Annotated in this window: 14 protein-coding genes; 7 read left to right on the top strand and 7 right to left on the bottom strand. The window is 45.3% G+C overall.

Features of this window, described 5'->3' with window-relative positions:
• Window positions 1-187 precede the first annotated feature (187 nt).
• On the top strand, window positions 188-1,021 hold the full coding sequence (locus KUL49_RS13015) for a polyphosphate kinase 2 family protein (RefSeq protein ID WP_131137557.1): 834 nt from the start codon (window positions 188-190) through the stop codon (window positions 1,019-1,021).
• A 48-nt stretch (window positions 1,022-1,069) separates the two neighbouring features.
• Here the strand turns inward: KUL49_RS13015 and minE are convergent, their stop codons facing one another.
• The 5 genes from minE to KUL49_RS12990 form a co-directional block, all read right to left on the bottom strand.
• Window positions 1,070-1,330 (bottom strand): cell division topological specificity factor MinE, encoded by a 261-nt coding sequence (minE, locus tag KUL49_RS13010; protein ID WP_014950572.1) that lies wholly within the window; start codon window positions 1,328-1,330, stop codon window positions 1,070-1,072.
• Window positions 1,330-2,139 carry a septum site-determining protein MinD gene (gene minD, locus KUL49_RS13005; protein WP_014977272.1) on the bottom strand — a complete coding sequence of 270 codons (810 nt, stop codon included), beginning with the start codon at window positions 2,137-2,139 and terminating at the stop codon, window positions 1,330-1,332. The genes minE and minD overlap by 1 nt, the downstream gene beginning before the upstream one ends.
• Window positions 2,140-2,169: 30 nt before the next feature.
• Window positions 2,170-2,952, bottom strand: a complete 783-nt coding sequence (gene minC, locus KUL49_RS13000; RefSeq protein WP_039235299.1) for a septum site-determining protein MinC — start codon at window positions 2,950-2,952, stop codon at window positions 2,170-2,172.
• Window positions 2,953-3,304: 352 nt separating this feature from the next.
• Window positions 3,305-4,678, bottom strand: a complete 1,374-nt coding sequence (locus KUL49_RS12995; RefSeq protein ID WP_131137556.1) for a lyase family protein — start codon at window positions 4,676-4,678, stop codon at window positions 3,305-3,307.
• Window positions 4,679-4,830: 152 nt separating this feature from the next.
• Entirely contained in the window at window positions 4,831-5,169 is a 339-nt protein-coding gene (locus KUL49_RS12990) for a hypothetical protein (RefSeq protein ID WP_131137555.1), read from the bottom strand.
• A 190-nt stretch (window positions 5,170-5,359) separates the two neighbouring features.
• On the opposite strand from KUL49_RS12990, the gene azu reads away from it, so the two are divergent.
• Together azu and KUL49_RS12980 are read left to right on the top strand one after the other, a co-directional pair.
• Window positions 5,360-5,809 (top strand): azurin, encoded by a 450-nt coding sequence (gene azu / locus KUL49_RS12985; protein ID WP_131137554.1) that lies wholly within the window; start codon window positions 5,360-5,362, stop codon window positions 5,807-5,809.
• 76 nt (window positions 5,810-5,885) lie between these two features.
• Entirely contained in the window at window positions 5,886-7,121 is a 1,236-nt protein-coding gene (locus tag KUL49_RS12980; RefSeq protein ID WP_131137553.1) for a putative manganese transporter, read from the top strand.
• 58 nt (window positions 7,122-7,179) lie between these two features.
• Here the strand turns inward: KUL49_RS12980 and KUL49_RS12975 are convergent, their stop codons facing one another.
• A complete protein-coding gene (locus tag KUL49_RS12975) occupies window positions 7,180-7,887 on the bottom strand; it encodes a DUF6776 family protein (protein ID WP_131137552.1) in 708 nt (235 codons plus the stop codon).
• Between the two features lie 106 nt (window positions 7,888-7,993).
• On the opposite strand from KUL49_RS12975, the gene KUL49_RS12970 reads away from it, so the two are divergent.
• From KUL49_RS12970 to KUL49_RS12960, 3 genes are all read left to right on the top strand, one after another.
• Window positions 7,994-9,670 (top strand): chloride channel protein, encoded by a 1,677-nt coding sequence (locus tag KUL49_RS12970; protein WP_131137551.1) that lies wholly within the window; start codon window positions 7,994-7,996, stop codon window positions 9,668-9,670.
• A gap of 1 nt (window position 9,671) precedes the next feature.
• A complete protein-coding gene (locus KUL49_RS12965) occupies window positions 9,672-10,100 on the top strand; it encodes a CopD family protein (protein ID WP_014950581.1) in 429 nt (142 codons plus the stop codon).
• Between the two features lie 196 nt (window positions 10,101-10,296).
• Complete coding sequence (locus KUL49_RS12960) at window positions 10,297-10,488, top strand: hypothetical protein (RefSeq protein WP_014950582.1); 192 nt, start codon at window positions 10,297-10,299, stop codon at window positions 10,486-10,488.
• Between the two features lie 61 nt (window positions 10,489-10,549).
• Here the strand turns inward: KUL49_RS12960 and KUL49_RS12955 are convergent, their stop codons facing one another.
• Entirely contained in the window at window positions 10,550-11,251 is a 702-nt protein-coding gene (locus KUL49_RS12955; RefSeq protein ID WP_131137550.1) for a UPF0149 family protein, read from the bottom strand.
• 253 nt (window positions 11,252-11,504) lie between these two features.
• Between KUL49_RS12955 and KUL49_RS12950 the strand changes: the two genes are divergently transcribed.
• Window positions 11,505-12,701, top strand: coding sequence for an Nramp family divalent metal transporter (locus KUL49_RS12950; protein ID WP_131137549.1), 1,197 nt, complete (start codon window positions 11,505-11,507; stop codon window positions 12,699-12,701).
• The last annotated feature ends 115 nt before the right edge of the window (window positions 12,702-12,816 follow it).

Here is a 12,816-nt window from a genome sequence, read left to right as displayed (position 1 = left end):
TTGCGGATAGTTAGCAATAATTGGGGCAAAACTTAACGATTCAAGTTACTGCACATTAACGGCATTTCTGTTAAGTGACACGTTGAGATAGAAAAGTTAAGTAAACTAGTTAACACTAACAGATAGAAAATAGCAGTGTGGTCAACGTATCTAAAATATTGACGATACACGAATAAAGGGGCGGCATATGAGTACAACCGACAACTCCCAATTACCTTCTTCTACCCCAGTGCTGTTTGACGATTTCGGACAGTCTCGCTTTACGAGCAAAGAAGAATACAAAGACTCGTTAGTGAAACAGCAAGAAAAACTCTTTCACGTTCAGCAATCTTACTTTCATCAGAAAAAACGAGCACTTATTGTGTTTGAAGGATGGGATGCGTCAGGGAAAGGCGGCGCTATAAGGCGTATTACTGAGAAATTAGACCCTCGTGGCGTGAGTGTATTTCCTGTGGCAAAGCCCGCAAAAGAAGACCAAGACAAACACTTTCTCTATCGCTTTTGGCAACACATCCCCTCCCCTGGCACACTTAAAATATTTGACCGCTCACATTACGGAAGAGTGCTTGTAGAAAGAGTAGATAAGTTGGTTGATGAAGAGGTATGGCAGCGCGGTTATGAAGAAATAAACGCATTTGAGAAAACGCTCAGTGACAGCGGGGTTCGTATTATCAAACTCTTTATGCATATTTCGTCAAGGGAACAGCGCGAGCGATTTGAAGAGCGGCTGCATAATCCTTTCAAGCGCTGGAAGTTAACCGAAGAAGACTTGCATAACCGCAAGATGCGAAACGCCTACGTAGAAGCTACAAATGACATGTTCAAGCACACCCACACGCGTTATGCGCCATGGCATGTAATTAACGGAGAGTTTAAGTGGCAAGCAAGGGTTAACGTACTTGACGCCGTTATCGACAAACTCAGTGAAGGCGTAGATATCTCTCCGCCTCCACTTGATGAGCGTTTAATCGCGCTAGCCTCCAAACAACTAGATGTCGATGAAGATCTAATGAGCGGCTAAGGTGAAAGAACGCTGGCAGGCAGCCATAACTAATTAAGCGATTAAGCCTTAGTTATTGCTGTCTGGCAAAGTCACGTTCAATTCAAGTACGCTGCAATCATCGTTATTGTCTAGCTGTACTGATACTTGATCGTCAGCAATCGTCACGTATTTGCGAATTACCTGAATAATTTCCTGCTGCATCATTGGCAAGTAATCAGGCTCTGTCCGCTTTTTACGTTCGTGCGCAACAATGATTTGTAACCGCTCTTTGGCGACCGCTGCGGTGCTTGGCTTTTGCTTCTTTTTGAGCAGGTCGAAAATTCCCATTACTTCCCTCCTAGCAGACGCTTAAAGAACCCTTTCTTCTCTGCTTCTAGGAAACGATGTGGAACAGTTTCGCCTAGCAGACGTTTTACAGCGTCAGCATAAGCTTGTCCTGCATTAGCTTCTTCGTCAAGAATAACCGGCTGACCTTGGTTAGATGCTTTCAGCACCGATTCAGATTCTGGAATAACACCCAATAGTGGAATCGCCAAAATTTCTTCAACGTCTGCAACACTTAGCATTTCAGCACTTTCAACACGACTTGGGTTGTATCGGGTTAATAAAAGGTGTTCTTTAACCGGTTCGCCCTTTTCTGCGCGCATCGATTTACTTTGAAGAATACCCAAAATACGATCTGAATCACGTACAGACGACACTTCAGGGTTAGTAACCACAATGGCTTCATCAGCGAAATACAACGCCATCTGTGCGCCTTGCTCAATCCCCGCTGGCGAATCACAGATAATAAACTCAAAGTCTTTCTTAAGCTCATCTAATACGGCCTGCACACCATCAACGGTAAGCGCGTCTTTATCGCGAGTTTGTGATGCCGGAAGAATGAAAAGGTTTTCCGTTCTTTTGTCTTTAATTAGTGCCTGTTTAAGTGAGGCCTCTTTATTAATGACGTTTACAAAATCGTAAACAACGCGGCGTTCACATCCCATGATAAGGTCAAGGTTTCGCAAGCCCACATCGAAGTCGATCACTACCGTTTTATGGCCTGCTAACGCAAGTCCCGTACTTATTGCTGCACTCGATGTAGTTTTGCCTACACCACCTTTTCCTGAGGTTACTACGATAATCTTTGCCATCTATTCTTTCCTATTAGTGCGTACAAAGCATTAAGCCAACGGCTCTATACGTAATGTTTCTTCTTCTAAATATACTTGTGCAGGTTTCTTCCAGCATTCACCTTTCACGGTTTCGTGCATAATGAATTGCCCTGCAATTGAAATAAGCTCCGCGTCTAACGACTGGCAAAATACACGGGCTCCCGTATTGCCTTTTACGCCTGCCAGCGCGCGGCCGCGCAGGGTGCCGTAAACATGAATATTACCATCGGCAAGCAGTTCAGCCCCCTCGCTTACAGAAGCCGTTACCACCAAGTCTCCGCCTTCGGCATAGACTTGCTGACCAGAACGTACCGGACGGTTAATTACTTTGGCAGGTTTGAGCGTGGTTGCGGCTGCAGGAGCCGGTTCACTTTTTGGCGGCGCTGAAACGGTTTGATCTTGTTGTGCGGTTTGAGACGGGTTTTCGCCGCTTCCGTTATTGTTTTCACTACCATTCGCTTTGTGCGAACGAAGGGCACTGTCTGTAAATTTGCTTTGGCTTACATCGGCTAACCCCAAATCATTGATAGTGGGCTTCAGCTCTGCCACCTCACCTTTCACGGCCATGGGCTGCAATTGCAGTCGACGACATAGCGCCACCAGCAGCTCGAACTCTGTAGCAGATAAAGGCTTTATCAAATGTAAAATCAGTGAGGAACGGGTAAAGAACTGCGGCGCGCTCGCGACCTTCTGAGATAACTGAGCTTCAAAATTATCTGGCTCAAAATCTATTACTTCTAACACAATACTGGTGAGCGTAGTGCCCTTCATGCGAAAGCAAGTTTCTGTCATTTTTTCTTCCCGAAAAGGCGTCACTTTCCTCATAGCAATTAGCCATGACAATAAGCAAAACCTATTAGCGCTAGTGTCTGTTGCTGTCTTACGCAGCTATACAATTTATTTATTGCGTCACTGTATCAAAAATCCCGTTCGCATACAGCAACTGTATACCGGTTAAAACACGTTTTACCCTGATAATAACCCTAGAACAAGCCAAGAACGTGCCAATCGTTGAGCAGTTTTTAATCAAGCGTAAATTATGCGAGTTTTTAGTGCGTCCTGTTTGTATACAAACGTCTCTTTCACCACAAAAAAAGTACGATCGTAGATCGCACTTTTTATCATCTTCGTTTTCTCACAGCGCTTAAGGTGTGGTAAGTTTTTTCGGGTCTAGTAGTGATTCTAGCTCGCCTCTGGGGATATCTGTCATCGCTTCAGCCACATCAATAACAGGCTTGTTTTCTTTGTAGGCTGTTTTTGCTATTTCTGCGGCTTTAGCATAGCCAATAACAGGGTTGAGCGCGGTGACGAGCACGGGGTTTCTGTAAAGCGCAGCTTCAATGTTATCTTGATTTACAGTAAAGCCCTCGATCGCCTGCTCGCCGATTAGCGTCGCACTGTTGGTCATTAGCGACAGACTTGAAAGCAAATTGCTGGCAATCATTGGTAGCATTACATTTAACTCAAAATTCCCAGACTGCCCACCTACGGTAATCGCCGTATCGTTACCTATTACCTGTGCTGAAGCCATCGCCACTGCTTCCGGAATAACCGGGTTTACCTTGCCGGGCATAATCGATGAACCTGGCTGTAGCGCAGACAGCGCAATCTCACCTAAACCAGCCAAAGGCCCAGAATTCATCCAGCGCAAGTCATTAGCAATTTTCATGAGGGTGACGGCTAAACTTTTTGTCGCACCGGAAAGCGTCACTGCTGTGTCTTGAGAGCCAATCAATGCAAAGAAATTGTCAGCGGGCTTAAACGCAATGTCGGTCAGCTCCCCTAGCGCATCTGAAAATGTCGTAGCAAAATCCGCATGGGCGTTTACACCTGTTCCCACGGCAGTGCCTCCTTGGGCAAGGGTTTGAATAGCTGGCTGCACAGCGCGCAGGGTTTTAATCTGCTGCTTAAGCTGAGAAGCCCAAGCCAGTAAGCTTTGATCCATGCCTACAGGCATCGCATCCATGAGATGAGTGCGTCCGGTTTTGCAGTATTGCGCTACCGACTTTGCTTTAACTTCAATAGTACGAACTAAACTTTCAACGGCCGGTATAAGCTCGTTTGACAATGCAATAGCCGCGCTAACATGAATGGTGGTAGGGATCACATCATTTGAACTTTGCCCGTAATTTACATGATCATTCGGATGAACCTCTTCGCTAGAATAACGAGAGGCTAAGCGAGCAATGACCTCGTTGGCGTTCATGTTTGTGCTGGTGCCTGAACCAGTCTGAAATATATCAACGGGAAAATGCTGCATCACATCATCAAGTGCCAACAGCTCATCACAGGCTTTAACTATGGCTTGGCCGCGATCTTTATCCAGCACTTTGAGTTTCATGTTGGCTTGTGCTGCGGCTTTTTTTACTGTAATCAACGCGCGTACGAAGGCTTCGGGCATGCGCTGCCCGCTTACAGGGAAGTTTTGAATGGCACGCTGAGTTTGCGCGCCGTAGAGTGCATTTTCGGGGACCTGTAGCTCGCCCATACTGTCGCGTTCTGTGCGTGTTGCTGTCATGACTCGTATCCTTGTGTTGATATAGCTAGTTTTTCGGCGTGGTTGCCACGCTTTTATCAGAGCCCTGTTAAGGCTGATGGCATTAAAACACTGCACCCTAGACAGTGAATTATAAAGAATGGGTACTAGGGCCTGTTGCTCTTTGCTGAACATCAAAGGTCAACAGGCCTTCGCGTATTCATATCTATTTTTATTCTCGCAAGCGCAATTCGATCACTCTCGTTATGCGCGTAGCATTCGGCTTTAAGCAACGGCTTGTACAAATGATCTAAACAACTATGCCGCCATTGCTGACTGACCAGCGGATCGCACACGGTTTCATAAAGCACCTCAACCGCATTTTTATAGACCGAAAATTTATCTCTATCGCGTAGCAATAAATTGGCAACACAAGTCACGCCATCTAGATAATTTTTTAAAAACACAGTGTTCAGCACATCGTCCTTGTATCCAATTCGAACGCGTTGAGCTGTATGTCGTATCGAAGACATATGCATTCCTCATGCATCTAAAAATAAAAAGCTCGATAAATACAAAAGAGCTTGTTCTACACAATAATTTAATATAAATGATAATCGTTAGCATTTACAATGATCCAGTGCTATTCTTTTTCGTAATGAAAATTGAATCATCTAATACCTCCTGCAGGTAAAGTTAATCAACATTCAAAGGACATTTTTTATGATCAAGAAGTTACTTGGTGGCGCCACCCTTTTCCTTATGGCCTCAAGTGCACTTGCTAACGAATGCGAAGTGACTGTGGAATCAAACGATGCCATGCAGTTCAACACGTCGAACGTTGTTATCCCGGCGAGTTGTAGCGAGTTTACCGTGACTTTGAAGCACACAGGTCAGTTGCCTAAACAAGCCATGGGCCATAACTGGGTAATGACAACAAAAGCCAACGGACAAGCAGTGGCAACAGACGGTATGAGTGCAGGTTTAGACAACAATTACGTTAAGCCAGACGATGAGCGTGTAATTGGCGCGACTGACATTATTGGCGGCGGTGAACAGACTTCTACGACCTTTTCTGTTGAAGGGTTAAGCAAAGATGAAGAATACATGTTCTTCTGTTCATTCCCCGGCCACATCGGCGTCATGAAAGGCACGGTTACCCTTTCAAGCTAGGGCGTTGAAATACCAAGGCGTGTCGTTTTCGGCACGCCTTAAACATGGATAACAGTAAGTCGAGGGTGTAGTTGCAATGAATACGGCGTCTCACACATCAAAAAGCGCTAAGGCGGTGGTCCGGTATAAGCACTTACCTTCTTTTTCTGACGCCCTATCACGAAACAGGATTATTCCTCACTTAGCAAACAAACGGCTGTTGATGCCGCTGTTTATAGCCATTCTTCTTACTTATAACAGCACCCGGGCAGTTACCTTGTCGGTATTGTCAGATGCATTTTTTCAAGTGGCAGCGTTTGTATATGCATCGCTTGCGCTTTATTACGTCGCCACGTTGCGCGTTTCAGCCGATGCTATTGGTAATTATATGAAAGCGCACCCTGTACATGAGGTAGGATTATCTGCCCTACTTGGTGCTCTGCCAGGCTGCGGTGGTGCTATCATCGTTGTCACTCAGTACACACGAGGTGTGACAAGCTTTGGAGCCGTGGTGGCAGTGCTAACCAGCACGATGGGCGATGCCGCATTTCTGTTACTCGCCCAAGCGCCGTTAGATGCTTTAACCGTAATGGCCGTCAGCGTCACGGTGGGTGCAATGACGGGGCTGGTGGTCAATAAATTTCATAATTACCAAGCTCCTGAAGCCGATGGTGCGCTCCAACAATCGCAAAACTGTGATAAACCCAAAACAGTAAGCCACAAAGCCATATCACTTTCTAAAGTATTCTGGATGATTGCGAGCTTACCCTCGTTGGCGATTGCGCTTGGCTTGGCGTTTCAACTTCCTGTACATAGCTACCTTGCTATCAGTGAACGCACCCTAACGCTGATTGGCGCAGCGTTATGTATTTCGAGCCTTGGACTATGGTCCTTGTGTGGTTCGGGAAGCGGGTACGCTTCGATTACAAAAGAGGATTTAATTCCGCCTCCGCCTAAATGGCGAGAGAAAGCCGCATTAGACACACAGTTTGTATTGGCATGGGTAGTACTCGCTTTTCTTATGTTCGAGCTGTCTGTTGTCTGGTTTGGGCTAGACATTGCTGGGCTGCTTCAATCCATGGGTCCCGGCTTAGTTGGGCTAGCCATTGTCATTGGTTTCTTACCTGGTTGCGGTCCACAGATATTGGTAACCAGCTTATACCTTAATGGCGCAGTTCCATTTTCCGCAAAACTTGGCAATGCAATAAGTAATGACGGCGACGCGTTGTTTCCCGCCATTGCGCTCTCACCCAAAGCAGCGCTTATTGCCACAGTATACTCTGCTATTCCTGCGTTTCTTGTGGGTTATGGCTACTGGTATTTGTTTGAATAGAGCTTTCGATGCGTTAAAAGGTTGAATTAACGGCTAGGATAGCGCTGCCCTACAGCGATTACTCTATTTCGACAGAAAGCGCTTCATTCCACGGCACGCTTATCTCATAGTTCCCTTTACGAGTTTTATATTGATAGACCGTTGTAGAAAAACTAATGGTTTCGGGATTTACATCTTCCTCGATAGTGAGAGTTACGTTAACGGCTTGGAAAAAGCGAAAGCGGTATTTGATATCTTCTGCCAGCAGGCTCGATTCGCCCGATTTCAGCGTGATCGCTTCACCGTTTCGCTGACCGACTACGGCAATTTCTAAACTGCCGTTTATCACTGCTTTTTTCTGTTTAGACTGCAGTAAAACCAACCTGAGTTGATAAGTATTTTCGCTTAATTTAAAGACCTCTACCCCTTCAATAGCAAAGCCGTCGTCGGTTTTCTCTGGTGCCATGACCCTTTCGTAGAAACTTAAAAGCTCTTGCTGGGCCTCAAGCTCTTTTTTCTGTTCACTTAACGAATTAGTAATGTTCTCTGCTTCAAGTTTGGAAAGCTCCATGGCGACTTCAAGCTGATTTACTTTTGTGGTTAACGCATTATTTTCTTCTGATAATAAGGCAATCGTTTCTTGCTGAGCCTGTACTTTCTTGCTGTCGCCTTCGTCAATAATTCGCGCTAGCTTATAGCCGAAACCAATCATCGCAAACATAATAAGCGCCACTAACAGTGTCCACTTGTAGTTGCCTAAAACTTCTTTTAACTGATCTGTCGTCATAATATCTACATCAACAAAAAACACCGTGCGCTAAGGCGCTCTAAACATTATGAATTTTAGGTGTTTATGGTAAGCTTCTTTTCACGTTAATCTACTGTACCACAACATGCGCTTGCAGGCTTTAAGAGAGGAAGTAGCTCATCCACGCACATCCATTCAGTTGTGCATGCTGGGCATTGTAGGGGGAACCTGTGCGGCGCTTATCATTATACTGTTTCGGCTGTGCGTAGAATGGCTACAAGAAACAGGCGTTTCGTCGCTTCAGTCGGTGCTTACCTATGACTGGTTGGTTTGGCTTATCATGCCATTTACCAGTGTAGGATTAATTCTATTTATTGCCTTTCTTACGGGCTTCAAGCACTACCGATTAGGTATTCCCTTTGTTATTCATCGAGTGAAGTACTATTACGGTCATATTCCATTTAGAACCACCATTAACCAGTTCTTTGGGGGCATGCTAGCCCTGGCCGGCGGTTTCGTTGTTGGTCGAGAAGGCCCTTCCGTTCATTTAGGCGCGTCAGGCAGTAGTTTCTTAGGGCAATGGCTTCGCTTACCTTATAACAGTATTCGAATACTTGCAGGCTGCGGCATTGCGGCAGGGATCTCGGCATCATTCAACACCCCGTTTGCTGCCGTAATATTCGTGATGGAAGTGGTACTTAGGGAATACAAAATACATATTTTTGTCCCTGTCATGCTGGCTGCTGCCTGTGGCTCTGTGCTCACTCGCATTGTATTTGGGGAAGTAAACGAGCTTTCGTTTTTATCGTTTAATGCATTTAGCCAGTGGATGTATTTTTACTTGGTGCTACTAGGCATTCTGTTAGGCATGCTGGCAGTTTTATTCAATAGCCAGCTTATGCGGGTGATGACGTGGTTCAGGCCGGTTTCCATGGTGTGGCGTTTAATACTTGCGGCGCTAATTACCGGTACTATTGGTATGTTTATACCTGAAGCCCTTGGCGCCAACTTTATTGATGTTGAGCACTTATTTGATAGCTCCCCCGGCGCGCTGCTGTTGGTTTCTACTTTAGTGTTTAAAGTTATCTTGGCGGTATTTGCTATTGGCCTCGGTATTCCAGGAGGGATCATTGGCCCAGTGATGGTTATTGGCATGCTCGCTGGCGCCGTACTTTTATTGCCACTGTCGTACTTTATTGACGTACCCGAATTTACCAACAGCTTCGCCCTGTTAGGTATAGCGGGCATGTTGACCGCTGTATTACACGCGCCTCTTGCAGCGCTTTCCGCGGTTATGGAGCTATCGTACAGCCCACAAATTATTCTACCAGCCATGCTGGTCATCGTGCCTGCTTATGTGACTTCAACGCAGTTCTTTGGCAACCGCTCTATTTTCATACGCCAGCTTGATTATCAAAATCTCCCTTACGCTATCTCATCTATTCGCGAAGCCCTTGAAAAGACAGGTGTGCTTGCGGCGATGAATACAGATTACAAGCTATTTCACGATGCGCCAGAGCAAGCGTTAATTAACTACTTAGAAAGCGATCCAACAAAAATTGTCATTCAGAAGTTAAAATTTGAAATAGATGTGCAGTATAAGCTGGTCCAATACAATGTGAGTTTGGAACACGATGCAACAGCGTTAAACTATTACGAAATGGAAGGTATTAGCGCGCAGTCTACGCTGCACGAAGTATACGAACACCTTAAAAACTCGCGCTCTGGCGCAGTTTATATTTACGATCAGGAGCTAAACGATATTATTGGCGTAGTAACGTGGAATATCTTACAAAGCTTCTTACAAAAGGCTCATTATTAGTATGTACATTTTATGGTTTAAAGCGCTGCACATCTTTTTCATGCTGGCTTGGATGGCAGGACTTTTCTATTTACCGCGACTTTTCGTTTATCACGCGACAACGAAATCTCAAGTGGTAAAAGACGAATTTAAGGTCATGGAACGTCGCCTATGGTTCTTTGTTACTCCATTCGCCTTGTTAACTCTGGCATTCGGCGTTGCGCTTATTGTCAGCTATGGTGGAACTTGGTTTAAAATGTCGGGGTGGCTTCACATAAAGTTGCTGCTGCTGCTTGCTATTTACGGCTATCACTTCTATTTGTTTAAGTTAATGAAGCAATTTGCACGCGACGAAAATAGACACTCTCCGCGCTTTTATCGCTTTTTAAATGAAGCGCCGGTGCTTATTATTCTCGCCATCGTTTGCCTGGCTGTGGTAAAACCTTTATAAAAGTTTCAGCCAAACTAAATAGTAAAGGCGCACGTACAAAGCTATTGAAAAGTCAGTACTCAAGGAACCAGTACTGCTGTGTAGTGTTATAAGTAATTTTAAGCTTGTTGTTGAGAGTGTTGTAAGCATTGCACATAGTCGCCCAGAACCTGCTGTTTCTCGGGTTTAACGAATTGTTTTTAACGGAATTCTTTACATGGATGACAGTAATCAACACCTCAAGCATTTGCTCAAGCAGACAGACATTGCCTTTAAGGCGCTTATGAGGGAGCCTGCTTCACGGCTTCTTAACGAGCAATACGAAAAGGCAAAGCTTGAACTAGACAGTTATACCGCTTCGCTTAAACACACGTTGAATCAACGACATCAACAACAAAGACAGCGCTAGTTTTGAATTAGCGCTTTTTGTTTTTTGCTTCTCCTGTAGCTCCCAGCTATGAAACTTGCCCCTAGGTTACTTTGTTAAAAGTTTCAAATTGATTGGGTAACGCGCCTGCTAGCTCCCCTGACAATTTAGTGTAATCTGCCAGCACCGAAGGAAGCTGTTTAACAAGCATATTTATATTACTTTCAAGCTGAGCAGCTTGTTTGTCGTTTCTGTAAGACAAAGCTAATTCAATATTAGCAAGCGTTGAGAAAAGCTTTAAACATCGAGACAGGCGAGCTTCTGCAGGTTCTTTTTCCTCAGGCTCTTTACTGTCACAGTCTTTCTTGTTCGCCTTACTTTTTTCTAAATGCTTTTCCCAATGGTTCCACGCATTTTGCCACACAGGTTCTAATTGCTTGTGCACGTGTAAAAGCCCATTTAGCCAGCTTTCGAGCTCTTTCGAAGGCCTCGTCGTTCCTTGCACCTCTATCGCAACGGTTAATTCATTAGGCATGGGCGACTTTTCCTGACGCATAAAATCCAAATGCGCCCGCAGGCCATTCATTAATGTATCAGCAAGCTTATCTACGTCTTTGTCTACAAGCTGGCTGTCACTAGACTGTATGAGCCACGGCATCCACTGTTCGGGCATGGGAATTTCTGGTGCGGAGGCAACGGCAAAGATCATTCCATCTACATAATAAGCATTCGGAAGCACATTCTCGAAACTGGGAAGCGAAACAATACCGCTGATTGTTTTTATTGGAAACCCATCTTTCACCATTACCATCCTATTTTAATTTGCGTTCTCTTTTATGAAACGGTAGTCTGCGCGGCCACTTTGTAGAGGGCATGTTTTGTAACCTTTTATCTACCCAAAATAATGGGGAATAAGGTAAAGAGTAAACAACAAACTTCTACTCTGGGTACGCGACAATAGGTTTAAAACCAATCTGTTACTGTATTGGTTTAGCGGTACTGTTGCGTGCTCGCCTACCTATTGTCATGATAGCAAAACTTAACTAAGAGTCGTTGCAATGGCAAAAGATAAATCAGGATACATCATCGCGGCCGCCTTTATTGGCCCTGGAACAGTAACTACGGCAAGTCTGGCAGGTGCAAGCTTTGGCTTTCACCTAGTATGGGCGCTCCTTTTCTCCATATTCGCAACCATAGTATTGCAAGACATGGCTGCGCGTTTAGGTGTGGCCAGCGGCCAAGGCCTAGCCAGTGCAATGAAAAACATGGCTTACAAGCCATGGCTAAAGAATCTTTTTATCGTGCTTATTGTCAGTGCTATCGGCATTGGCAACGCAGCCTATGAATCGGGCAACCTAACCGGCGCAGCAATCGGCCTAGACGCATTTATCAGTATAGGCATTGGCCCCTGGGCCAGTATTTTGGGCACGATCGCTATAGTTTTACTCTGGTCGGGCAGCTACAAGTGGATAGAGACAGTACTGGTTTATCTCGTCTTTATTATGGCTGGCGTATTTCTTATCACGCTGTTAGTAGCCAAACCTGATATCGCCGCGATGTTTAGTCAGTTAATGTCTCCGCGGCTGGACGCTGACGCCATTACCACGGTGCTGGCGCTTATTGGTACCACCATCGTGCCTTACAACTTGTTTCTTCACGCGAGCCTAGTTGCAAAATCATCGAAAGGCCAAGATAAACAAGACGCGGTCGTCGCGTGCCGAAACCAGTCTGCTAGAGCTATTAGTATGGGTGGGCTTATTACGCTTATCGTAATGGCAACAGCAATGATGGCGTTCTTCAATCAAGCTGCCACTATGGACGCTTCAAACATGGGCGAACAGCTTAAACCGGTTTTAGGTGACAAAGCTCAGTGGTTCTTTGCACTAGGGTTATTCGCCGCAGGCTTAACCAGTGCTATCACTGCGCCGCTAGCAGCCGCTTATGCGGTAACAGGAGCTCTGGGGCTTTCTGACGATATGCAAAGCAAGAGCTTTAAAGCGGTATGGTTTATCATCATTGTAGTGGGTGTCAGCGTTGCAGCACTTGGCTTTAAGCCCCTACCCGCCATCTTGTTTGCTCAAGCGACTAATGCTCTTTTACTGCCAATTATAGCCATTTTCCTATTGGTCGTTATGAATAAAAGCACCGCACTGGGTGAATTTAGAAACACATGGAAAAGTAACCTGGCAGGCTTTCTAGTAGTGGGTACTGTGATTGGTTTAGGCCTGTATAAACTAATCGGCGTATTTAGCTAACAGCCCCAAATTAGGGGGTCAGAGTCATGACTCTGACCCTGAGGGATCCCCACGAATTTAATTTCATATGCCTCCGGCCCAGGCTGCGTCAACTATGGAGCTGTACCATTTGAGC

The organism is Alteromonas sp. KUL17 (assembly GCF_006538305.1).
Lineage (GTDB): Bacteria > Pseudomonadota > Gammaproteobacteria > Enterobacterales > Alteromonadaceae > Alteromonas > Alteromonas macleodii.
The sequence above is the reverse complement of the archived record's forward strand: the minus strand, read 5'-3'. Positions and strand labels throughout refer to the sequence as shown.

Bases quoted from the DNA above. Each gene is read 5' to 3' on its own strand.
- KUL49_RS12975 (WP_131137552.1), bottom strand. From the start codon at position 7,887: ATGACGACAGATCAGTTAAAAGAAGTTTTAGGCAACTACAAGTGGACA.
- KUL49_RS12950 (WP_131137549.1), top strand. From the start codon at position 11,505: ATGGCAAAAGATAAATCAGGATACATCATCGCGGCCGCCTTTATTGGC.
- KUL49_RS13015 (WP_131137557.1), top strand. From the start codon at position 188: ATGAGTACAACCGACAACTCCCAATTACCTTCTTCTACCCCAGTGCTG.
- KUL49_RS12955 (WP_131137550.1), bottom strand. From the start codon at position 11,251: ATGGTGAAAGATGGGTTTCCAATAAAAACAATCAGCGGTATTGTTTCG.
- minC (WP_039235299.1), bottom strand. From the start codon at position 2,952: ATGACAGAAACTTGCTTTCGCATGAAGGGCACTACGCTCACCAGTATT.
- minE (WP_014950572.1), bottom strand. From the start codon at position 1,330: ATGGGAATTTTCGACCTGCTCAAAAAGAAGCAAAAGCCAAGCACCGCA.
- minD (WP_014977272.1), bottom strand. From the start codon at position 2,139: ATGGCAAAGATTATCGTAGTAACCTCAGGAAAAGGTGGTGTAGGCAAA.
- azu (WP_131137554.1), top strand. From the start codon at position 5,360: ATGATCAAGAAGTTACTTGGTGGCGCCACCCTTTTCCTTATGGCCTCA.
- KUL49_RS12965 (WP_014950581.1), top strand. From the start codon at position 9,672: ATGTACATTTTATGGTTTAAAGCGCTGCACATCTTTTTCATGCTGGCT.
- KUL49_RS12980 (WP_131137553.1), top strand. From the start codon at position 5,886: ATGAATACGGCGTCTCACACATCAAAAAGCGCTAAGGCGGTGGTCCGG.
- KUL49_RS12995 (WP_131137556.1), bottom strand. From the start codon at position 4,678: ATGACAGCAACACGCACAGAACGCGACAGTATGGGCGAGCTACAGGTC.
- KUL49_RS12970 (WP_131137551.1), top strand. From the start codon at position 7,994: ATGCGCTTGCAGGCTTTAAGAGAGGAAGTAGCTCATCCACGCACATCC.
- KUL49_RS12990 (WP_131137555.1), bottom strand. From the start codon at position 5,169: ATGTCTTCGATACGACATACAGCTCAACGCGTTCGAATTGGATACAAG.
- KUL49_RS12960 (WP_014950582.1), top strand. From the start codon at position 10,297: ATGGATGACAGTAATCAACACCTCAAGCATTTGCTCAAGCAGACAGAC.